This is a genomic window from Lysobacter sp. TAB13, assembly GCF_052113885.1.
Classification (GTDB): Bacteria; Pseudomonadota; Gammaproteobacteria; order Xanthomonadales; family Xanthomonadaceae; genus Lysobacter; species Lysobacter gummosus.
In genome coordinates this window covers 1-21,568 of record NZ_JBFRDR010000034.1, presented here as the reverse complement: position 1 = coordinate 21,568, position 21,568 = coordinate 1, and the positions used below count along the sequence as shown (strand labels likewise).

Below are 21,568 nucleotides of genomic sequence, written 5' to 3'. Positions count from 1 at the left end.
GACGGGATCATGTTGGCGACCGAGCCCTTGGTGCGAATCTGAGGTTGGCTAGAACTCGAAAGCTCTAGGCTCGCCAAATTCCGCGGTCAACGTCATCAATGCCAACCAGAGGCCGCGAAGCGGCTTCGCCTTGAATATTTTGTCCGCTATGGTGCATCTGGGGACAGGCCTTTGTTCACTTCAGTGCCTTACGAGATTAAGGCGTACGGTAAAAACATCCGAGCGCTGTCGTAGACATGCCAGACATGGCGCGCAAGCCGCTAGTGCAGGCGGATGACTACCTCGATGCCGGGTCGGGCCGCACACAGGCTATCGAAGAATTTTGCGAGCATCCTCGCCTCGTGCGGCACTCGACTGTGCAACGCAGGAAGACCTTCGACGACAACCCGTTCGGGTAATTCGCCATTGTCAGGGCGGCAAATCAATCTGCCTAGGATGTCCCACGTAAACTCCCGGTCAAGCGGAAAAAGAAAGGCCCCGTTGCCGGGGCCCTAAAGATGGCTGCGAGATGTTTACGAAACACTGGGCGATTCACCGCGCACGGCAACTCGCTGAGCAATACGGCGACTCAGGCGGCTAAAACAAGAAGCCCCGCACTTGGCGGGGCTTCAATACTTCAATGCGGCGAGTCGAGACTCGCCTTACGCGGGTTCAAGTCAGGCAGGCCGTTCGACGCGCAGTTGGATAAGACGGTATTTACGTTGCTATAGGGCGGAATTCATTCCGCCTTACACGGGTTAAACTTACTGAAGTCCTGCCTCAATGGAAGCAGGTGTCAGACTGCATGCAACTACATTATTGGCTAGGCTTAATGCGGCGCCATACCCCTTGGGATCAGCGCTTTCGAACTCAACACTGACCATGTTGCCAGAGTCATCGAAATCGGACACCAAAAGGCTGCGCTTCCCTTCTGTTTGAATCACATGCACCGTCCGCCCTGGGGAGGAGGCAATCCTTTCTGACGTTGATTTCGGCTCAGTGCCGAATTTGCCAACAGCAATTTTCAACTCCGCGCCGTAAGCCGACAATTCGCCAACCGTGGGATAACCGCGCATACCATTACGAAGCGCACCGCGAACGACGCCCGCGTCCCTTAGGCACACTCCATAATACGTGCTCAGCGGATATAGGCTCGTCGAAAGCAACTCCCTGTTTGTAAGGCGGGTGCTCGCTGACTGCTCACCCTTAACCTCCTGATTATCAGGGGTGGGCTTGGTGCACCCAGGCAGGAGCAACACGGCACCTATCACGATGTACTTGATCAATTGCATTCGCATTCCTTGTCGGTCCACCTTTCAAGCAGTCTCGCAATATCCCACGCCGAAACGCTGAACGCAGGCACCGTGGTGTAATCAGTTCCCATTACTGTTGGCCTCTCTTTCCGAGGAGCCAAATTGTCAGGGTAGTTTAACAAATCATGTCCTACTTCGTGACCGAACGTGCTCCAATCAAAAGTGTTCCAATAATGGCCATCCGAGGGATTTGGAATGTACCAGTTATTCATATTATTTGTTTCGTATAAGTCCAGACGGCGCAATTGAACTTTGACAGCATTGGGATCATTTCGCCCATCGATGATCCGCATTCGAACATTGCACTTTCCAATTTTCTTCGTCCAAACTTTCTCTGCCTCTTCGAACGCCCTTCGTGCCGCTTCAGGAGTAACTCCCGGATCAATGCCGAAGTTAACAGGCTCAATTATCTTTATGTTATTCCCATTAACATAAATTCGTGGCTTCAGCCCCAGTGGGTCTACCGTCGTAACGGGGCTTGCACCAGCATATGAATATAGAGCTAGGCCACCACGAAGTCCAATTGGATCGCTCTGCACATACCGCCCGCTGGCCGCATCGTAGTCGCGGAAATAGTTGTAGACGAGTCCACTAGCGGCGTCGAACCGCTGCCCCGGGAACCGCATGTTGAACACGAACGCGGTGCCGTCCAGATCGGGATCTTGATTCGGGGGGTCGTTGCCGAAGGCCTCGCTCTTTGCGTTCCAGGTCCAGATCGCAACATCCCGGGCGGGGTCGATGACCGCGCGCGGTGTACCAAGATGGTCGGTCTGAACGTACTTCAGGGACTGAGTCGAACCACTGCCGACCAGAAGGCCCGCGGGCACACCGCCGAACCAAATCGCCTGCTGCTTGGCCACGCCATCGACGTCGTAGTCGCCGATCCAGTTACCGCTCTCGTCGTATAGTGTGTAGGTATCGATGGTACTGGTGGCGCCGTTCGTTGCTGTGACACGCTCTCCGAGCGCGTTGTAGCGATAGTTCGCTTTAACCACGCTAGCTTGCTTAACTTGGGTCAGACGATCATTAGCGTTGTACACATACTCCTTGGCAGTACCTCCGATGGCGACGGTATTGCCGACAGCGTTATAGCTGCGGCTGGCGGTGCCGCCGCCCGCTATGTTGATGCTGCCCAAGCGGTGGTTAGTGGTTGGATAGATGTAATCCTCCTGGACCGTGCCGCGGATCAATTTCTTTCGATTGCCCGTCAGGTCGTACTCGTAGGTCTCGATCGCGGTACTCGTCGGCCCGTCGCGGGTCGCCGTCAATCGGCTTAGCGTGTCGTAGTCGTACTTCGCCAAGCTGGTGCTCAGCAGGCCGTCCTTCAGCTCCTTGATCTCACCGACCTGGTTGTAGACATAGCCGAGTGACAAACCACCGCTTGCCATGTCGCGGATGGACTTGGTGCGGTAGTCCAGGTCCGAGTCGATCATCACGTAGCGGCCGTTGCCGTAGGTCCAGCCCAACGACGGTCCAAAGGGCTGATAAATAGCGCTTCCGAGCAGCTTGGTCCGAACGCCACTGGCCGGTGTGACGTAGATCTCCAGGATGCGGCCAACGGTGTCGCGCCAATAGTCGGCCACCGCACCATCGGGGTACGTAATTGCCTGAAGCTGGCCCGTCTTGTTGTAGGCATAGCGTAGGGTGAAGCTCTTGCCGGCGATCGTCTGCACCTTGCGGGCGACTTGGCCGAAGCGGTCGTAGCAGTACTGTAGCTCCGTGCCTTCGGCGCGCATGGCGGTGACGCGACCCAGGGCAAAGGTTTCGTCGGTGGTGCAGACCGTATTGACGGTGTCGTAGTCGTACTCGACATCTGCCGGACCGGTCGCCGTGTAGAAGATCGCCGTCGGCCGGTTCAACACGTCGTACGTATAACGATGCGCGGCGGCATCGTTGGCATCCTTCTTGGTCGCGGGCAGACCGGCGGCGTTATAGCTGTAGTCGGTGACGCCCGTGTCCGGGCTGGTCAGTTTGGTCCGATCGCCGAAGCCGTTATAGGCATAAACCGTATTCAGCCCCTTGGGATCTGTGATTTTGGTGACCTGATCGAGCGCGTTGTACTCCATGACGGTCTTCACCGCCAACCCACCGACATCTTGCAACGTCTCAGACAGGCGATTGAGCGGATCGTAAGATTGACTCGTCTTGCGGCCCAGCGCATCAGTGATCAAATCGGTGTTGCCGTTGGCGTCGTACCTGAAGCCGGTCGGGTTCTGCGATGCGTCCTTGGCCGTGATCAACTGCCCCAGCGTGTCGTAGACCCGGGACAAGGTGTGGGTCAGTTGGCCGCTGCCGGTGCGGTTCTCCTGCTTCTTAATGTTGCCGGCGCTGTCGAGCGTGTAGTCGATTATGTCACCTGTGCCGCTGCTGCTAACGGAATTCAAGCGGCGTGCGTTGTCGTAATCGAAATTGACTGGCCATTGTCCCGGCAGGGTGACGGTCTGAACTGGGCCATCCAGGTAATAGGCAACCTCGGTGATGCGGTCGTCTTGCTGGCTACTATCGTCCGGACCTCGCACCTTTGTCGTGGTCAGCCAGCCGCGTGGGTTATACGTAAAGTCGGTAACAAGACCATTGGCATCCACCACCGACAGCGGGCGGCCGTCCGGGTCGTAGCCAATGATCTCCGTCGCCCGGCCCAGCGCGTCGATGGTCTTACGCAGGTCTCCCTTGCGATACGTACAAAGCTCCGGCGTCGTCGTGCAGACGGAGTCGTCGCTGCCGTAGTATTCGAATCGGGTGACGTCGTTAACATCGGTCCGAGGACCGTCCATCGACTTCAACAGGCCCAGCACAGGACACGGGCTGTTGCTGGCTGCGACGTCAGCGGCCTCGCAGTACGCGTAGGTCGTGGTGCGAACTTCGTTACTGACCGTGTCGCGCACGCTTACGCTGGCCGGCTGCAGGCGGGCGTTGCGCACGATGCGGGTTTCTTGGTTGCCGACCTTCGCCAAGATCGGGCGATTGCTGGCCACATCGGTTACGGCAACGCTGATCCGCTGCTGGGGTGTTCCCTTGGCCTCGGTGACCGTATGGGTCCGTGCCGGCGCCCCGGTGACCAGATCGTTGGCTTCGGTGTAGGCATGCTCGGTCACAATGCCTTTGCGGTCGGTGGTGGTAGCTACGCGACGACGGAAGTCCGTCTCTTCGTCAAAGTACGTAGTTCCGGCCGTACCGCGGCTATCGGTCAAGTCGCTGATCTTGCGCGGCGCCTCGCTTGGGGGAGCGCTGGCCAATCCCAATGCGGTCTGCTGCCCCAGTGCATTGGTGATGATGGAGCCTCCTTCTTCGGGATAGCTCAGCGTCACGCCATCGGCCCCGCCATCGTGCTGGCTGGAGATCACCCGGCCCTTGGCGTCATAAACGAAGGTGCTGAAGCGCTTGTCGCCCTCGATGGTTACGCCGGTCAGATAGCGCGGAAAGCGCGTGTCCTCGTAGTGGTAGCGTCGATTCGTGGAGTTCGCATAGGTCGCCGTTTCGATCTGGCCGGCTGCGGTATACGCATAGGTAGCCAATGCCCGCCCGGACGAGCGGATCGCCGCGATGGGCGCGTCGCCGTCCGAGGCGGCATAGTCGAACACCAGACTACGGCCGCTGCTGTGGGTGATAGTGCTGAGCCGACGCGCCGCGTCGTAGGCATAGATCAACGACGTGCCGCTTTCGAACCGCTGTTCCAGCAGTCGGCCATCGGCGTCGAAACGCAGCACTCGGTCGCTGCGATAGACCCACCATTGATCGCCATCTTTGACGGCTCGATCGCCGCGGCCGTCATCGCTCTCATAGATATCGCCCACCGGAGTGAATGAAATCTGGGAACCATCGGCTTCGACCAGGCCGACGTGCACGGTGTCGTCCCAACTGGTCGGGTCCTTGCCGGCGGTCAGGCGCAGGTTGTGCGAATGCGTCCAGCCATCACCGAACCCACCCATCGGCGTCGAAGTGAGTGAGTGGAAGTACCGTGTAAAGCTGATCCAGCCCAGATCGAAATCGGTCTCCGGCTGCATCTTGTCGCCGGTGGATGGGTCGCAGGGATTTCCGACTTTGCATTGTCCCGGTGCTAGCACCGGTGCCGAGTAAATGGCCGAATTGCCGCTGGCGAACAGGCCCCCACCAGAACAGGCCTGCTTTTGAGGATCCCATTGCAGGTAACTGGGGCAGCCGACAGTGCGACCGGCGCCGATACCATAGCTGTCGCCGCTAAAAGTGATGGGTGTACAGGTACCTGACAATCCGCTTTGATAGACCACGGTGACGGGGAAGAATTCCTGCCGCAGAGTCACGCCATCGTCCCAAAAGGTCCTTTGGCTGCTCGGATGCACGAGCACAATCGTGTGGGGAGCGCACCCTGTGGCGACACTCTCTTTGTCGTAGTACGCCTTCGTTTGCGCGACCGCACTGTCCATGGAGGGTGCGTTGAACACGCGGGGCATGATGAATGAGTAGTCCCATTCCCCGGTCTTCGGTGGCATAGGCGTGATGCCGTACCAGTAGAGGGTCCGATCCTTTAGAATCAAACTGCCCTCACTGCGGAACTTGAGCATGGGGCCATCGGGCACGTTGTCCACAACGTCTCTTTTGATGGCGGCCTGGGCTTCGTACTCGCTTATGAAGGGGCTGCCAACCGCGTCGGAGGTCGTCCAGACTTTCTCGGTTTCTTGCGCCACTGCCCCAATGGAGGTGAGCGCGACGAGCAGCGTCACTCCGGCCATCCACAGGCGCCGTAGCTTCTGGCCCGGTGGGCTTTGATGAGGCAATGGTTTTGGCGCGATAAAGCGCTTTGATCTTGCATTCACGAGACAACTCCTTTTGGCGCGGTGCAACAGCACAGGCAGAGGGCCTGTGCCTAGGGAGGCGATACGAACAGGTGCGCAGAGCCGTTCCCAAAGGAGCGGCTGTTCAATGACGGCAGGTCGAGGCGCACCATAGGACATTTCCATGTCGGCGCGAGACAGGGCCACGGGGTCCGTGTGGCGGTGACGGACATCATTCTCCAACCCAGTGTCCATGGCAAGCGTCTCTGGGCGTGAGACCTTCGGTCGGCAAGCGAACGGTAGCTCGATACGCTCAATCGGGGAGTCATCGTGCTCGCTGTAACAATTAGCACATCTGAGCTGGCCGTCGTGGTCGGTCACCCGAACCTGGGTCGGCAGGCCTCGAAATAAATGAAACTGCCGGGCTTGTGCGCGGGCCGCCGCAGCTGCGCTATCGCGGGACGTAAAAGGAACCGGCGATGTGATGCCTTCGATGTTGATGCGCCATTGCCTGCGCCCGAGGCAAACGACATCGAAGTGGATAAACAATGAATCGTCAGTGCTTTCCATTCTGCGGCCCGCATTGGGTGAGGTGGAAACGCTAGCAGCGCGCGCTTGGGTTTGATGTAGGAGAAATCTGATTTGAATTCAGCGTTCTTATGGATGGAATAAGCATTCGTCTATGAGCATTTTCGATCCGCCGAAGTTCGCATCGGCGAAACGCAAATTCAAAATGATTGTGTTGATAAGGGCGCGGCCGTACTGGCTAAGTCCGTCCCCGGTAGTTGCTGCCGAGGGAAGAAATGATTCGCGTGTTTCTAATTGATGATCACCCGCTGGTACGTGTCGGCTTGAAATGGGTGCTGGAAACACACGCCGATTTGAGCGTGGTGGGTGAATCGTCCAGCGGCATGGACGCGCTTGGCGCAGTTGAGGACTGCGACCCCGATGTCGTGCTTTGCGATTTCCATCTCCCGGACTGGGACGGATTGGAGGTCACGCGCCGCCTATTAGCAAAAGATCCCGACCGGAAGATCCTCATCGTCTCGGTGGTGGACGGCGGCCCAGTGCCGCGCCGCCTGTTGGCTGCTGGGGCCATGGGCTATGTGTCCAAGGCCCGGGACGGCAGCGTGGTCGTTCGCGCTGTGCGCGAGGTCGCGGCCGGGCGCCGGTTTCTGGACGAGATACTGGGCCCGCGCGTTCTATTCGAGACCACGCCATTCGACCGGCTCAGTCCGCGTCAGCTGGAGGTCGCGAGGCTGATGGTGCAGGGCAAACGCAACAGCGAGATCGCCTTGGAGTTGGGGCTAACCGAGTCAACCGCCCGAACGGTACGGGCTAAGGTCATGGCCAAATTGGGCGTCCACGGCGATTTCGCTTTGGCGCGGCTGGCGATGGATTGCGACCTGCTTCCGCCGATGGGCAGCGGTACCGGTCGTTCGAATCGCGGTGGCTGATCCAAACGTCAATCCAATCGTAGAGTGATGCCCTTTGAAATCCACCTTGTTTTTGGCGCTTTGCGCACACGAGAGCTTGGTCTCTAGACCAACCGACCGGAGAAAAACGGGGTGGAGAGAGAGGAAAACCGCCGAAATGGGGATTTCGGCCGGGGCCCCAAAACCAAACGCCCCTCGCGGAAGGCCGCCAGGACTGGGGCTTTCGGAGGGGCGTGCGGAGAGCGGAGAGGGTTCACCGCTGGGAACTGGCGCGCCTGGAGGGATTCGAACCCCCGACCAATGGCTTCGGAAGCCACTACTCTATCCGGCTGAGCTACAGGCGCGTTGTCGGTGCGCACGAGGGTGTCGTGCGGCCGTGCATTCTAACGGAATCCGGCGGTTTGGGTGACGTCGCGTTACGGGCGGCCGCACGGTCCCGGGTTCGCGGGCCGGCAATGAAGGCACCAGCTTGATGGCGGAAGGCGTTCGGCCCTGAAACACGTAGCTTTATAAGCGACCGGCCGCTTGCGCCCAGGCCCGCTAACCCGCACCAGACGGCGGCCGCCATCACCGGGCCGCACCCGAACGCGCCCACACCGGCCAAACACCCGACCCATCCCCAACCCACCCCCAACGCAGATGCCGCGAAGCCCTCGCGCTAATCTATGCGCCTATGGAACACGCTCATCCCCCCATGCCCGCGCCGGACTGGCGCCGGCGGCTGTCGCTCTATTGGAAGTTGACCCGCGGCGATCGGCCGATCGGGTGGCTGTTGCTGCTCTGGCCGACCTGGTGGGGGCTGTGGATCGCGGCTGAGGGCGTGCCGCCGCTGTGGACGTGGTTCGTGTTCAGCGCCGGGGTCTGGCTGACCCGGGCGGCGGGCTGCGTGATCAACGATTACGCCGACCGCTGGCTCGATCCGCATGTCGAGCGCACCAAGCACCGGCCGCTGGCGACCGGCGAGGTGCGCGGGCGCGAGGCGCTGGCGGTGTTCGCGGTGTTGATGCTGGTGGCGTTCGGGCTGGTCCTGACTTTGAACCGGTTGACCATCCTGATGAGTTTCGTCGGCGTGGTGCTGGCGGCGAGTTATCCCTATCTCAAGCGCTATACCTATCTGCCGCAGGTCTATCTGGGCATGGCCTTCGGCTGGGGCATTCCGATGGCGTTCGCGGCGGTGCGCGGCGAGGTGCCGGCGCTGGCGTGGCTGCTGTATGCGGCCAATATCCTGTGGTCCACCGCTTACGACACTTGGTACGCCATCGTCGATCGCGAGGACGATCTGAAGATGGGTTCGAAGTCCACCGCGATCTTGTTCGGCGATCTGGATCTGATCGCGATCGGCGTGCTGTATGCGCTCATGTTCCTGGCGCTGGGTCTGGTCGGCCAGCGTGCGGAGCTGGGGATGTGGTACTTCGGCGGCCTGGCGGTCGCGGCCGCGCTGGTGGTGTATGAGTTCGTCATCGCCCGCCATCGCGAACGCGAGGCCTGCTTCCGCGCGTTCCTGCACAACCACTGGGTGGGGCTGACGATCTTCGCCGGCCTGGCGCTGGACTACGCCCTGCGCGCGACCTCCGCGGCCACCTGAGGCGCGAAATCCGCCGAAACCGCGATCGCGGGCAATGACAGCGCCGCGCCGCTGGCGTGCAATGGCCGCCTTATCGGTTGCGGAGTGGCTCATGCGCGTCTGGCTGCGTTCCCTGATTCTCCCGGCCGCGCTCTGCCTCGCGCCGGCATTGCCGGCCGTCGCCGCGCCGCCGGCTTCGGCGCCGGCTCGCGAGCATTTCGCGCCGGAAGGGTGGGAGAGTTCGTATCACGATCTGCACTACTCGCCGGTGGTGAAGATCGGCGATCGCGTGATCGTCTCGGGCATTCCCGCGCTGGAAGGCGCCGACGACGAGGCCAAGGCGCGCTGGCTGTTCCAGCAACTGCAGGCGCACCTGCGCAGCGCCGGCGCCAGCATGGACGATGTGGTGGAGATGCAGAGTTTCCACGTCGCCCGCGATCACGAGGAATTCCGCCGCCGTATCGCGCCGGTGCTGAAGGTGCATCGCGAGTTCTTCAAGGACCACTATCCGGCCTGGACCGCGGTCGCGACCAGCGGCTTGTATTCGAAGGACGCCAGTTTCGAGCTGCGGGCCGAGGCGATCATCGGCTCCGGCAAGCGGGCGAAGGCGCGGATCGCGCCGGCCAAGACACCGTAAGGCACGGCGGGCGCGCCGTGGCGGCGGCGCGCGCCCTCGCCGCGGCGGCGGGCGTGCGACTAAAGTGCAAGTGGCCCGTCCGGCCCAGGCTTGGACAATCGCCAGGCCCCGTCGCAGGAATCCCGCCATGAACTCAGCCGCCTCCGCTTCCGCCGACGGTCCGCTCGCGCGCTTCGCCCTGCGCAGCGCGGCCTGGGCTGAACGCTGGTTTCCCGACGCGTATGTGTTCGCCGCGCTCGGCGTGGTCATCGTCGCGGTCGCCGCGCTGGGTTTCGGCGCCACGCCCACGGCCACCGCGTCGGCGTTCGGCGACGGCTACTGGAGCCTGATTCCCTTCACCATGCAGATGGCCTTCGTGGTCATCGGCGGCTATGTGGTCGCGACCGCGCCGGCGGTGGCGCGGGTGATCGACGCGCTCGCCCGCGTCCCGCGCAGCGGTCGCGGCGCGATCTGCTATGTCGGCCTGATCAGCATGTTGACCTCGCTGCTGAGCTGGGGTTTCTCGCTGGTGTTCGGCGGCCTGCTGGTGCGCGCGCTGGCGCGGCGCGACGATCTGGACATGGACTATCGCGCGGCCGGTGCGGCGGCGTATCTCGGCCTGGGCGCGGTGTGGGCGATGGGCCTGAGTTCGTCGGCCGCGCAGTTGCAGGCCAATCCGGCGAGCATGCCGCCGGCCTTGCTGGCGATCACCGGCGTGATTCCCTTCAGCGAAACCATTTTGTTGTGGCAGTCGGTGGTGCTGACCGCGGTGTTGATCGCGGTGTCGCTGCTGATTTGCTTCGTCACCGCGCCGCGCGGTGCATCGGTGCGGCGCGCGCGCGATTTCGACGGCGCCGAGCATTTCGCTGTCGAAGAAAAGAACGCCGCCACGCTGCCGCCGCGCAAGCGCCCGGGCGAGTGGCTGGAATACAGCCCGCTGATCACGCTGCTGTTGGCGGCGATGAGCCTGGGCTGGCTGGTGGTGGAGTTTTCCGCCAAGCCCCTGGTCAGCGCCATCGCCAACCTCAACACGTACAACTTCGCGTTCCTGACCGCCGGCCTGCTGCTGCACTGGCGCCCGCGCAGTTTCCTCAACGCGGTCGCGCGCGCGGTGCCGAGCACCACCGGCGTGCTGATCCAGTTTCCGCTCTATGGCGGCATCGCCAGCCTGCTGACCGCGGCCAAGGGCAGCGACGGCCAGACCCTGGCGCATCATCTGTCCAGCGTGTTCGTGCGCGTGGCCGATACCGACACCTTCACCTTGGTCATGGGCGTGTACTCGGCGGTGCTGGGCTTCTTCGTGCCCTCCGGCGGCGGCAAATGGATCATCGAAGCGCCCTATGTGATGCAGGCCGCCAACGATCTGAAAGTGCATCTGGGCTGGGCGGTGCAGGTCTACAACGCCGCCGAGGCGCTGCCGAATCTGATCAATCCGTTCTGGATGCTGCCGCTGCTGGGCGTGCTGGGACTGAAGGCGCGCGACATCGTCGGATTCACCTTCATCCAGTTGCTGGTGCACATCCCGTTGGTGCTGGGACTGCTGTGGCTGCTCGGCCTGACCCTGAGCTATCACCCGCCGGTCATGCCGTAAGCGCAAAACCGCCGGCCGCGCAACCGGAAAAATCCTACCCCCGTTCGCGACGATGCCCGACTGCCCCGGACCGGGGCGGCGGGCGATGCTGAGCGGGTGGAGACGTCGCGTCGGGCTGCCGCGGCGGGAGCGCAACAAGGAGGTCGCGCTCCACCTCCACACTGGAATAAACCGCGGTTTTTTCCGTCGATACGCCCGCACTTCTCAGCCTGTGCGACCTGTCTGCGCGACAATGGCTCCACGCGAAAGGGAACGGATTTCCTGCGCTGAGTGGGGCTTGAAACGGACTTCGTCGGCTATCGGGAAAGGACTTCGGGAGACTTCAAAGGACTTCGGAATCGGACCAGGGAACATCGCACGCGACATGCGTCCTCGTCGGCCGAGCGCTCGCGATGAAGGTCGGTTCCGACACGGCAGGGACGCCGGTGAGTAAATCAGCAAACCCCCGCTCGATTCGATCAGGCTCGCCAGGAGGCGAGGCGTAGGGAAACCACCGCCATGGATGGCGGGCGATCGGAATCGGGGATGCGCCCGGGATGGCGCGCGTGGCGGAATGGATTCCGCCATCGGGTGGCGGGCGGGGCCGCGAGCGGTCTCGCCTGCGCCCGCATGCGCTTCGCGCTGCATGCGGGGCGCGTGCACGCGGACATGCGCGTGCATGGGATTCGGCGGACGTGGCGTATCGCTGCGTCTGTCTTCGTCTGGGCAATCCAGGCGATGCTTACGAACGCGTCGAGCCGGGCGACAGCCGCGGCGTGATCGGCCCATCGAATCGGCCCATTGATGCGCGAAAACGCATATTCGCTGGCGGGCATCACAAAACCTCCCGCATCGCGCCGGCGGATTGTGTGATCGCCGCGGCGAAGCGCGGCCAGCGCGTGGGTTAGCGTGCAGCCGTCGTGGCACACCCGGGGGCTGTGGCGCCGTGGTTGGCGCGGGTTCCGCGACAAAACCGTCCGCGCCGCGCGGACGCCCGTATCCCGTGCCGTTGGGAGATCCCATGATTTCGTCCAAGCTCACGCGCGCCGCCATGTTGTGGTTGCTGGCCAGCTCCTGCGCCTACGCCGCCGTTCCCGCTCACTACGTCGTGTTCGAAATGGACGCGCAAGGCCGCGCCGAGCCGGTGTTCTACACCCAGGTGCAATTGTCCGATCCGCATCGCGATCAGCGTAGCGAGCAGCCGGTCGAGCGCGGCGTGGAACGCGTGGGATACCGCGTGTCGCGCAACGGCGCCAAGAACGCGGCCGTGTACGAGGCACAGGTGCCCAACTTCATTCGCGCCGAATTCGCGCACGATCCCGAGCACGGCGACGGCGCGATCGAACTGCATCCGCTGGTGCGCGATCCGCGCCGCGCCTTCGTCGTCCGCGTGCCGGTGGAGGAGGCCGATACGATCGAACTGATCGGCAACGGCAACGCCAAATCGGCGCAGCGCATCGATCTGCGCGAACTGGCGATCCGTTCTTCGCAATTGCCGCTGGCGGCTACGATGCCGGCGCGCACGCCGTGGTCGCTGCCCGCGCCGGACGATGCGACGAAGGCCGGCGGCGCGAAAGCGGCCAACCCGGGCAATCGCCTCGACATCCTGGTGCTCGGCGACGGCTACACCAACGCAGAGCAGACCACTTTCGCCAATCAGGCCGCGGCGCTGAAGACGGCGATGTTCAACGTCAGCCCGTACAAGGACTATCAGAGCTTCGTGAACTGGCAGGCCGGCTTCGTCGCCTCCGCCCAGTCCGGCGCCGATCATCCGCCGTACCAGGCCGGCTGCACCGGCACCACGTGCTGCGCCGACACCGCCGCGCGCAACGATCCGCGCGCCGGGCAATTCGTCAGCACCGCGCTCGATGCGACCTTCTGCACCAGCCAGATCCATCGCCTGCTGACCACGCGCTCGTCCAAGGTGATGGCGGCGGCGGCGAGCTTTCCGGATTGGGACAAGATCCTGGTGACGGTCAACGATCCGGTCTACGGAGGCGCCGGCGGTTCGTTCGCGACGATCTCCGCGCACACCAGCGCGGCCTTGATCGCGATTCACGAGTTCGGCCACAGCTTCCACGGGCTGGCGGACGAATACGAAAGTCCGTATCCGGGCTTTCCGGCCTGCAGCGATATCAGCGGCAGCGCGCTGTGCGAGCCCAACGTCACCAACCAGACCAACGCCAGCCTGGTGAAGTGGCGCAGCTGGTTTACCCCGGGCCTGCCGATTCCGACGCCCGCCGGCACCAGCGGCACCGGTCTGTTCAAGGGCGCGCGTTATCTGAGCAGCGGCATGTACCGGCCGGTCGACAACACCTGCCTGATGCGCGCGCTGGGCAATACGTTCTGCCCGGTGTGCCGGCAGGAGTACGTGCGCAAGTTGTATCGCGGCGGCTTCGGGTCGCCGTCGGCGGGCATCGATCTGATCGAGCCGGGCACCGAATCGCCGTCGCCGGCCGCGGCGGTGGCGTATGCGCGCGGTACGACCAAACGGTTCTCGGCGACGCTGCTGCGGCCGAGCATCGGTACCGTCGCGGTGCAGTGGTATCTCGACGGCACCGCGATTCCGGGCGCGACCTCGGCGGCCTACGATTTCCGCCAGGATGCGGCCACGCCGGCAACGCGGACGCTGGAACTGCGCGTCACCGACAAGACTGCGTTCGTGAGCGCGGCGATGGCCGGTGGGCTGTTGCAGCATTCGCGCAGTTGGTCGATCCGGGTCAATGCGGCGCGGGTGCAGCCGGCGCAGGCGTTGGCGGGGTCGCCGTAGCGTTGGGGCGGGGCGGTCGCGGCTTGGGTTGCGGCCGCGTCGTGTTCTTGTAGAGAGCAACGTGCTCACAACACACGGGCGCAGACCCAGGCATCGACGCGTTGCACGCCCGCGCGCCGCAGCGTTCGCGCCGCGGCGTGCAGGGTCGCGCCGGTGGTCATGACATCGTCTATCAGCACCACGTGCGCGGGAACCGATGCCGTGCTGCGCCAGGCGAAGGCATCGTGCAGGTTGCGCCGGCGATGCGCGGCGTCCAGGCGCGATTGCGCGGGCGTGTTGCGCAGGCGCAGCAGGGCGTCGTCCAGCAAGGGCAGGCGCAGCTCGCGTGCGAGCGGGCGTGCGAGTTCGAGCGCCTGGTCGTAGCCGCGTTCGCGCAGGCGCGCGCGGTGCAGGGGGATCGGGATGAGGATGGGGGTGGTGGGTGACGTAGCGATCGGCGCGTTGATTGGCGAGGGCGTCCGCGATGAATGGCCTGTAGCGTCGCCCGCATGCGAACGGTTATCCGCTGGGTGGAATTCGAATGGATCGGCGCGGCTGGCCGAGATGCAGGACGTTGTCGTGGCCGGTACGCGCGTCACATCGTTAACGTCATCGAAGCGATGTAGACCAGCGGACTGGAATTTCGCCGCGATGGCCCGCGCCATCATCGTCGCGAGCAGACGGCCCGCGGCCAGATCGCGGTGGAACTTGAAGCGAGGCAGCAACCGGTCCAGCGGCGCGCGATAGACGCAGGCGGCGTGGACTTCGCTCAGCACTCGCGGGCGGCGCAGGCAGTGGCCGCAGATTGGAGTGATGCTTGCGGTGTCGGCATCGGCTGTTGCATCGAGCCAAGCGTGCGGCGAGCCGTGGGCGAGCGCGTTGTCATCGCCGATGCACGCGTCGGCTTCCGGATGGATGAGGTTGTCGGCCGCGTCCTCGGCGTTGAGCGTCCGTCCAACAAGCGCCGCCGGAGCCGCCAACGGCAAGGCGCAGGCCAGACAGGCCGTGCCCATCCACGGCCATGCCGCCGCGCAGATCGGGCACAGGTCGCGGCCGTCGGCGCCAACCTCGCCGCAGATCAGGCAGCGCGGCGGCCACAGCGACCAGCCCAGGCGGTGCCAGAGTCCGCCGGCGCGCGGCGCGTCTATCGCGGAGGCGGCGAAGGTCATCGGTGCAGCTTGGCTTGCCGCAAGGGGCGGGGCTGTCGGGGGAAGGCGGGTGCGGGCGTCGGGGAAGTCCGCGGGGAGGATGCTCTGCGGGTGGGGTCGCCGCTTCGGAACGGAAAGCTTCGGGCCTGAAGGCCCTCCCACAAAAGACTTCGCAGGGACGCGCACAGGGCGCGGTGGCGGGTCCTGCGCCCGGCCCCGCGCCAGGCCTCGCGACAAATTCCACCCATACGCCCCGCCCAAAGCTGTCAACTCGATCACCGCGAGATCAGTTGACAGTCGCCCGCGCGCTTACCAGACTGCCGGCTCCGGCCGTCCGGCGGCCGGTCCCCCTTTTGCCCGCCGTCAGTGCAGTCCCGCTGGAGCCAGCCCCGGTGCCTATGTCCTCTCCGAGTTCCACTCCGCTCCGCCACGATTGGTCCCGCGCCGAGGTCCGCGCGCTGTTCGATCTGCCGTTCCCCGAGCTGCTGCACCGCGCCGCGAGCGCGCACCGGGAGAACTTCGATCCGACCGAAGTCCAGGTCAGCACCTTGCTGTCGGTCAAGACCGGCGGCTGTCCGGAAGACTGCAGCTACTGCCCGCAGGCCGCGCGCTATCACACCGGCGTGGACGCGACCAAGCTAATGAGCACCGAGGCGGTGCTGGAAAAAGCCAAACAGGCCAAGGCCGCCGGCGCCTCGCGCTTCTGCATGGGCGCGGCCTGGCGCTCGCCCAAGGACCGCGATATCCCGAAGGTCGCGGCGATGATCCGCGAGGTGAAGGCCCTGGGCCTGGAAACCTGCGCCACCCTGGGGATGTTGTCTGGCGATCAGGCCAAGTCGCTGAAGGCGGCCGGGCTGGACTACTACAACCACAATCTGGACACCGCGCCGGAGTTCTATAACGAGATCATCCACACCCGCGAGTTCCAGGACCGTCTGGACACGCTGGAGCACGTGCGCGATGTCGGCATGAAGACCTGCTGCGGCGGCATCGTCGGCATGGGCGAGTCGCGCGGCCAGCGCGCCGGTCTGCTGCAGACCCTGGCCAACCTGCCGGCGCATCCGGACTCGGTGCCGATCAACCGGCTGGTCCAGGTCGAAGGCACACCGCTGGCCGGCACGGCCGAGCTGGACCCCTTCGAATTTGTGCGCACCATCGCAGTTGCGCGCCTGTTGATGCCCAAGTCGATGGTCCGTCTGTCGGCCGGACGCGAGGCGATGAGCGACGAACTGCAGGCGCTGTGCTTCCTGGCCGGCGCCAATTCGATCTTCTACGGCGAAAAACTGCTGACCACCGGCAATCCGGACACCGAGCGCGACCTCGCCCTGTTCGACCGCCTGGGCCTCAAGCCGATGCAAATCGTCGAGACCGCCGGCACCGTCCATGCGAGTATTGAGGAACATTCCGAACAGTCCGCCCACACCTGCGCCGCCTGAAGCGGCGGAGCTTCCGCGATGAGCAGCCAGCGAACCCTTTGGCGCGAACGGATTCAAACAGCCCAGGCCCAGCGCGTGGCGAACGCGCGCAGCCGCACCCACCGCGTGGTCACCCATCGCGACGGCGCGCGCTGCGAGGTCGAAGGCCGCTCGCTGGTCAACTTCTGCGGTAACGACTACCTGGGGCTGTCGCAGCATTTCGCTGTGACCAACGCCTTCCAGGATGCGGCGTCGCGCGAAGGCACCGGGGGCCTGGCCTCGCATCTGGTCTGCGGCCACCACGCCCAGCATGAAGCGCTCGAACGCGAACTCGCCGACTGGCTGGGTTCGCCGCGCGCGCTGCTGTTCGGCAGCGGCTTCCTGGCCAATATCGCCGCGGTGCAGGGCCTGCTGGAAGAAGAAGACGTCTGCGTGCAGGACCGTCTCAATCACGCCAGCCTGATCGACGCCGCGCGCCTGGCCGGCTGCCGCCTGCGCCGCTATCCGCACGCCGATCCGGAAGGCGCGATCCGGCAACTGCGCAACGTGCCCGACGGCATGGCGATGCTCGCCACCGACGGCGTTTTCAGCATGGACGGCGACATCGCGCCGCTGCGCGATCTGGCCCTGGTGGCGCGCGCGCAGAAAGCGGTGCTGTACGTGGACGACGCGCATGGCGTCGGCGTCATCGGCCCGGACGGGCGCGGCACGGTCGCCGCGGCGCGTCTGTCGGTGCAGGAAGTGCCGTTGCAGCTGGCGACCTTCGGCAAGGCGCTGGGCAGCTACGGCGCGGCCTTGCACGGCGACGCGGACCTGATCGGCCATCTGGCCGAAACCGCGCGCAGCCATCTGTACACCACCGCGTTGCCGCCGGCGCAGGCCGCGGCGACGCGCGCGGCGATCAAGCTCGCTCGCAGCGATCACTGGCGGCGCGAAAAACTCGCCGAGCTGACCGCGCATTTCCGCGAACGCGCGGGCAAGCTCGGTCTGGAACTGTTGCATTCGGGCACGCCGATCCAGCCGGTGATGTGCGGCGACGATCGCCGCGCGCTGGCGATGGCGCAGGCCCTGGAACAACAAGGGTACTGGGTCGCCGCGATCCGTCCGCCGACCGTGCCCGAAGGCCGCGCGCGTTTGCGCGTGACTTTCTCGGCGCTGCACACGCGCGAACAGGTCGATGGCCTGATCGAAGCGCTGGCGCGCGCGGCCGAACGCGTGGCGATCGAACGCAGCGACAGCGGCGCGGCCGCGCCGGCCACCGCGGCGCGATGAGCGCCGGGCCGTCTTCGACGTCGGACGCGGGCGCGGCGGCTGGATCGATCGCGCAAACCGATCTGGCGCAGATGCTGGCCGGCCTGCAGGTCGATGTGCGCGAAGGCGAGTACGTTTACGCGAGCACATCCGATGCGCGCTCGCCCTTGCGCGAGCTCGCCGTGGCGACGGTGACCGAGAACGAAGGCCTGACCTGCGTGCTGCGCCGCGCCGATGCCGACGCGCAGGGAGTGAAATACGACTTCGTCGCCGCGTGGCTGACCTTGCGCGTGCATTCGGCACTGGAAGCGGTGGGGCTGACCGCGGCGTTCTCGCGCGCGCTGACGCGGCACGGCATTCCGTGCAACGTGTTGGCCGGGTTTTATCACGATCATTTGTTGGTGCCGGCGGATCGCTGCGATGAAGCGGTGGCGGCGTTGCATTCTTTGCGCGGTGAGGCGGGGGTGTGACGAGGCCGGGTTCAGGACGGCGTTGCGATTCGAGCCGGAATTACGTTGCGTGCCGGAGCCGATGAACTTCGTCCACCGGGCCGCCCTCCTACCGTCATTCCCGCGAACGCGGGAATCCAGCGGCTTTCGTGCGAGTACCGTCAAAGTCACTGGATGTTCGGCTCCGCCGAAGTAAAGCGGAGCCCGCGTTCGCGGGAATGACGGAAAAAAAACCACGGCAAAAACACAAGTGCGAGGCCGGTAGAGCCGATACAGCCATCGCCATCGCCACCTCGCAAACACGCAAACACGCAACAACCCGCTCAGCACCAACGCACCGCAGTACGGACCTCCTTCCCCCATGTACATCCAAACCACCGGCGCTTCCCCCGACAGCGGACGCCCGGCCATCGCCCTGATCCACGGCTGGGCCATGCACGGCGGCCTGTTCGCGTCGCTGGTCGAACGCCTGGCCGCGCGCTACACCGTGCACCTGATCGATCTGCCCGGCCACGGCTACGCGCGCGAGGACGCCACCGCGCTCGATCCCAAGGCGCTCGCGGCGGACCTGGTCGAACGCATCCCCGATGCCTACTGGCTGGGCTGGTCGCTCGGCGGCCAGGTCGCGCTGCGCGCCGGGCTGGATCATCCGCGCAGCGTGCGCGGCCTGATCCTGATCGCGTCCTCGCCGCGTTTCGTGGTCGGGCCGGACTGGCCGCACGGCGTGTCGCCGGATCTGTTCCGTAATTTCGGCGAGGCCTTGCAGCGCGATTTCCGCGGCACGCTGGAAGGCTTCCTGGCCCTGGAAGCGCTGGGCTCGACGAGCGCGCAGGACGAACTGCGCCATCTCAAGCAACAAGCCTTCGAGCGCGGCGAACCGGCCGAACGCGCGCTGCACGAAGGCCTGACCTTGCTGGACGAATTCGACGTGCGCGATGAACTGCCCAAGCTGCAGGTGCCCAGCCTGTGGATTTCCGGACGCCGCGACCGTCTGGTGCCGTCCGGCGCGATGCCGGCCGCCGCCGCGCTGGCGCCGCGCGGCTGCAGCGTGGTGATCGCCCACGCCGGCCACGCGCCGTTTCTCGGCGCGACCGACGAAGTCGCGCAGACCATCGAAGCCTTCGTCGAGGCGGCGCAAGCAGAGTCGGCCACGGCGTGATACCGCCCGCCATGCGGCGATGACGCCGGCGCATTCGAATCCGCTCCGCGCGCGAACCCGCCGCGCATGAATCCCCTACACAGCAACAGGCAAGCCCGAAGTCCATGACCGATCTGTTCGACCACCGCCAGGTTCGCCGCTCGTTCTCGCGCGCCGCGCACGGCTACGACAATGCCGCCGCGCTGCAGCGCGAAGTCGGCGCGCGCTTGTCGGAGACCCTGGATTACCTCGACGATCGCGCGCCCGAAGTCGTGGTCGATGTCGGCTGCGGCCCTGGCCATCTGAGCGCGGCGATGCAGAAGCGCTGGCCGCGCGCGCAGGTGATCGCGCTGGATCTGGCCGTGCCGATGCTGCGCGAGGCGCGCACGCATTTCGGCGAAGGCAGCTGGCGCCCGCGCCTGCTCGGCGGCGCGCGCCGGCCCGATGCGGTCTGCGCCGACGCGCGCGCGCTGCCGCTGCGCGACGGCAGCGTCGATGTGCTGTTCTCGAACCTGTGCCTGCAATGGGTGGAAGACCTGCCGGCGGTGTTCGCCGGTTTCCGCCGCGTGCTCAAGCCCGGCGGGCTGTTGCTGGTGTCGACCTTCGGCCCGGACACCTTGTTCGAACTGCGCGGCGCCTTCGCCGAAGCCGATGCGGCGCCGCACGTGAGCCTGTTTCCGTCGATCGCCCAGTTCGGCGATGCTCTGATCGCGTCCGGGTTCAAGAATCCGGTGCTCGATCGCGACGAGTTCACCCTCGGTCATCCCGACCTGGGCCATCTGATGCGCGAGTTGCGCACGCTCGGCGCGACCAATGCGATGGTCACGCGCCGGCGCAGCCTGACCGGGCGCGCGCGCTTCGCCCGCGCCGCGCAGGCCTACGAGCCGCTGCGCGATGCGCGCGGCCAACTGCCGGCGACCTGGGAAGTCATCTACGCCCACGCCTGGGGCCCGGAGCCGGGCACGCCGATCCGGGTCGGCGGCATCGACGAAGTGCAGGTGCCGGCGTCGAGCATCCGCGTCCGGCAGCGTCCATGAGCGCCAGCCGCCAGGCCTTGTGGGCGGTGTCGATCGCACTGGCTTCGGCGCTGTTCTTCACTTGCACCTACGTGCTCAACCGCGCCGCCGCCAACGCCGGCGGCCATTGGGCCTGGACCGCGGCGCTGCGCTATCTGTTCACCCTACCGATGCTGCTGGTGGCGATGCCGCTGCTGGGCGGGGTGCGGCCGGTGTGGCGGGCGATCCACGCTCATCCCGGGCCGTGGCTGCTGTGGAGCGGGATCGGCTTCGTGCTGTTCTACCTCTGCCTGAGCTACGCCGCCTCCAGCGGGCCGTCGTGGCTGGTGGCCGGCACCTTCCAGCTGACCGTGATCGCTGGAATGCTGTGCGCGCCGTTTCTGTACCGCGACGCGCGCGCGCGGATTCCGCTGCCGGCGCTGGCGACCGGCGCGGTGATCGTGGCCGGCGTGCTGTTGCTGCAACTCGGCCACGGCGGCGGGCGGCTGGATCGCGCCGGCTGGATCGCGCTGGTCTGCGTGGCGATCGGCGCGGTGGCTTATCCGCTGGGCAATCGCGGCCTGCTGCTGCATCTGGAAAAGACCGGGACCGAACTCAACGCCACCCAGCGCGTGTTCGGCATGACCCTGGCCAGCCAGCCGCTGTGGTGGGCGGTGGCGTTGTACGCCGGGATCGAAGCGGGCCCGCCGCCGGCCGGTCAGGTGGCCCTGGCCGCGGGCGTGGCGCTGGGCGCCGGGGTGATCGCGACGGTGCTGTTCTTCCAGGCCACCGGCATGGTCCGCAACGATCCGACCGCGCTGGCCGCGGCCGAGGCGATGCAGGCGGCGGAAATCCTGTTCGCCACCGTGATCGGCGCGCTGTGGCTCGGCGAAGCCTGGCCGCAGGGGCGTGCGCTGGCGGGCGCTTGCGTGGTCATGCTCGGGATCGTCGCATTCAGCGTGGTCGCCGCGCGCGCGGCGGCGGGCAACGATCGCCGAGTGAAGGAACTGCGCAGCGATCGCGGCGGTTGAGTCGAAACGATGGTTCCCCCCTTTGAAAAGGGTCTTAGGAAGCAAACGCCCCTCAGAGGGGGTTGGATCGTAGCAACTTAAGGGTCGCCCGATAGAGGTCGTCGTGGCGATGGTTGAAGCGAAACTCGCACTCCTTGAGGTGCAGGTAGAAGGTGGTCTTCTT

Annotated in this window: 14 protein-coding genes, 1 tRNA gene and 2 pseudogenes; 11 read left to right on the top strand and 6 right to left on the bottom strand. The window is 65.1% G+C overall.

Annotated features, from left to right (window positions below):
* Positions 1 to 743: 743 nt before the first annotated feature.
* Both AB4Y92_RS24195 and AB4Y92_RS24190 read right to left on the bottom strand, forming a co-directional pair.
* The gene (locus AB4Y92_RS24195) at positions 744 to 1,271 is read right to left on the bottom strand and encodes a hypothetical protein (protein ID WP_441821941.1); all 528 of its coding nucleotides are present in this window, start codon (positions 1,269 to 1,271) and stop codon (positions 744 to 746) included.
* A complete protein-coding gene (locus tag AB4Y92_RS24190; protein WP_441821940.1) occupies positions 1,262 to 6,613 on the bottom strand; it encodes an RHS repeat domain-containing protein in 5,352 nt (1,783 codons plus the stop codon). Before AB4Y92_RS24190 ends, AB4Y92_RS24195 begins: the two co-directional genes overlap by 10 nt.
* Positions 6,614 to 6,846: 233 nt before the next feature.
* Between AB4Y92_RS24190 and AB4Y92_RS24185 the strand changes: the two genes are divergently transcribed.
* Positions 6,847 to 7,500 carry a response regulator gene (locus AB4Y92_RS24185; RefSeq protein ID WP_441821939.1) on the top strand — a complete coding sequence of 218 codons (654 nt, stop codon included), beginning with the start codon at positions 6,847 to 6,849 and terminating at the stop codon, positions 7,498 to 7,500.
* 246 nt (positions 7,501 to 7,746) lie between these two features.
* Here AB4Y92_RS24185 and AB4Y92_RS24180 read toward each other — a convergent pair.
* A tRNA-Arg gene (locus AB4Y92_RS24180) sits at positions 7,747 to 7,823 on the bottom strand.
* A gap of 329 nt (positions 7,824 to 8,152) precedes the next feature.
* Between AB4Y92_RS24180 and ubiA the strand changes: the two genes are divergently transcribed.
* From ubiA to AB4Y92_RS24160, 4 genes are all read left to right on the top strand, one after another.
* Positions 8,153 to 9,064, top strand: a complete 912-nt coding sequence (gene ubiA / locus AB4Y92_RS24175) for a 4-hydroxybenzoate octaprenyltransferase (protein ID WP_441821938.1) — start codon at positions 8,153 to 8,155, stop codon at positions 9,062 to 9,064.
* 91 nt (positions 9,065 to 9,155) lie between these two features.
* Positions 9,156 to 9,680: a Rid family hydrolase gene (locus AB4Y92_RS24170; RefSeq protein WP_441821937.1), complete on the top strand. Its 525-nt coding sequence runs from the start codon at positions 9,156 to 9,158 to the stop codon at positions 9,678 to 9,680.
* A gap of 127 nt (positions 9,681 to 9,807) precedes the next feature.
* The gene (locus AB4Y92_RS24165; RefSeq protein ID WP_441821936.1) at positions 9,808 to 11,250 is read left to right on the top strand and encodes a short-chain fatty acid transporter; all 1,443 of its coding nucleotides are present in this window, start codon (positions 9,808 to 9,810) and stop codon (positions 11,248 to 11,250) included.
* Positions 11,251 to 12,250: 1,000 nt separating this feature from the next.
* Positions 12,251 to 13,999: a M64 family metallopeptidase gene (locus AB4Y92_RS24160; RefSeq protein ID WP_441821935.1), complete on the top strand. Its 1,749-nt coding sequence runs from the start codon at positions 12,251 to 12,253 to the stop codon at positions 13,997 to 13,999.
* Between the two features lie 65 nt (positions 14,000 to 14,064).
* On the opposite strand, the gene AB4Y92_RS24155 is transcribed toward AB4Y92_RS24160, so the two are convergent.
* Both AB4Y92_RS24155 and AB4Y92_RS24150 read right to left on the bottom strand, forming a co-directional pair.
* Positions 14,065 to 14,793 (bottom strand): ComF family protein, encoded by a 729-nt coding sequence (locus AB4Y92_RS24155; RefSeq protein ID WP_441821964.1) that lies wholly within the window; start codon positions 14,791 to 14,793, stop codon positions 14,065 to 14,067.
* A 168-nt stretch (positions 14,794 to 14,961) separates the two neighbouring features.
* Positions 14,962 to 15,147: pseudogene (locus AB4Y92_RS24150) on the bottom strand (double zinc ribbon domain-containing protein); the annotation flags it as partial.
* 377 nt (positions 15,148 to 15,524) lie between these two features.
* On the opposite strand from AB4Y92_RS24150, the gene bioB reads away from it, so the two are divergent.
* The 6 genes from bioB (at position 15,525) to AB4Y92_RS24120 (ending at position 21,405) form a co-directional block, all read left to right on the top strand.
* Positions 15,525 to 16,562, top strand: a complete 1,038-nt coding sequence (gene bioB, locus AB4Y92_RS24145; protein WP_441821963.1) for a biotin synthase BioB — start codon at positions 15,525 to 15,527, stop codon at positions 16,560 to 16,562.
* An 18-nt stretch (positions 16,563 to 16,580) separates the two neighbouring features.
* A complete protein-coding gene (bioF, locus tag AB4Y92_RS24140; protein ID WP_057945041.1) occupies positions 16,581 to 17,813 on the top strand; it encodes an 8-amino-7-oxononanoate synthase in 1,233 nt (410 codons plus the stop codon).
* Positions 17,810 to 18,262: an ACT domain-containing protein gene (locus tag AB4Y92_RS24135; protein WP_441821934.1), complete on the top strand. Its 453-nt coding sequence runs from the start codon at positions 17,810 to 17,812 to the stop codon at positions 18,260 to 18,262. Before bioF ends, AB4Y92_RS24135 begins: the two co-directional genes overlap by 4 nt.
* 340 nt (positions 18,263 to 18,602) lie before the next feature.
* Entirely contained in the window at positions 18,603 to 19,400 is a 798-nt protein-coding gene (gene bioH / locus AB4Y92_RS24130; RefSeq protein WP_441821933.1) for a pimeloyl-ACP methyl ester esterase BioH, read from the top strand.
* A gap of 104 nt (positions 19,401 to 19,504) precedes the next feature.
* Positions 19,505 to 20,416, top strand: a complete 912-nt coding sequence (gene bioC / locus AB4Y92_RS24125; protein WP_441821932.1) for a malonyl-ACP O-methyltransferase BioC — start codon at positions 19,505 to 19,507, stop codon at positions 20,414 to 20,416.
* Positions 20,413 to 21,405: a multidrug resistance efflux transporter family protein gene (locus tag AB4Y92_RS24120; RefSeq protein WP_441821931.1), complete on the top strand. Its 993-nt coding sequence runs from the start codon at positions 20,413 to 20,415 to the stop codon at positions 21,403 to 21,405. Before bioC ends, AB4Y92_RS24120 begins: the two co-directional genes overlap by 4 nt.
* A 52-nt stretch (positions 21,406 to 21,457) precedes the next feature.
* Here the strand turns inward: AB4Y92_RS24120 and AB4Y92_RS24115 are convergent.
* A pseudogene (locus AB4Y92_RS24115) lies at positions 21,458 to 21,568 on the bottom strand (IS1595 family transposase); the annotation flags it as partial.

Excerpts from the sequence above, each read along its gene's own strand:
- AB4Y92_RS24195 (WP_441821941.1), bottom strand. The coding sequence starts at position 1,271 with ATGCAATTGATCAAGTACATCGTGATAGGTGCCGTGTTGCTCCTGCCT.
- AB4Y92_RS24190 (WP_441821940.1), bottom strand. The coding sequence starts at position 6,613 with ATGGAAAGCACTGACGATTCATTGTTTATCCACTTCGATGTCGTTTGC.
- AB4Y92_RS24185 (WP_441821939.1), top strand. The coding sequence starts at position 6,847 with ATGATTCGCGTGTTTCTAATTGATGATCACCCGCTGGTACGTGTCGGC.
- ubiA (WP_441821938.1), top strand. The coding sequence starts at position 8,153 with ATGGAACACGCTCATCCCCCCATGCCCGCGCCGGACTGGCGCCGGCGG.
- AB4Y92_RS24170 (WP_441821937.1), top strand. The coding sequence starts at position 9,156 with ATGCGCGTCTGGCTGCGTTCCCTGATTCTCCCGGCCGCGCTCTGCCTC.
- AB4Y92_RS24165 (WP_441821936.1), top strand. The coding sequence starts at position 9,808 with ATGAACTCAGCCGCCTCCGCTTCCGCCGACGGTCCGCTCGCGCGCTTC.
- AB4Y92_RS24160 (WP_441821935.1), top strand. The coding sequence starts at position 12,251 with ATGATTTCGTCCAAGCTCACGCGCGCCGCCATGTTGTGGTTGCTGGCC.
- bioB (WP_441821963.1), top strand. The coding sequence starts at position 15,525 with ATGTCCTCTCCGAGTTCCACTCCGCTCCGCCACGATTGGTCCCGCGCC.
- bioF (WP_057945041.1), top strand. The coding sequence starts at position 16,581 with ATGAGCAGCCAGCGAACCCTTTGGCGCGAACGGATTCAAACAGCCCAG.
- AB4Y92_RS24135 (WP_441821934.1), top strand. The coding sequence starts at position 17,810 with ATGAGCGCCGGGCCGTCTTCGACGTCGGACGCGGGCGCGGCGGCTGGA.
- bioH (WP_441821933.1), top strand. The coding sequence starts at position 18,603 with ATGTACATCCAAACCACCGGCGCTTCCCCCGACAGCGGACGCCCGGCC.
- bioC (WP_441821932.1), top strand. The coding sequence starts at position 19,505 with ATGACCGATCTGTTCGACCACCGCCAGGTTCGCCGCTCGTTCTCGCGC.
- AB4Y92_RS24120 (WP_441821931.1), top strand. The coding sequence starts at position 20,413 with ATGAGCGCCAGCCGCCAGGCCTTGTGGGCGGTGTCGATCGCACTGGCT.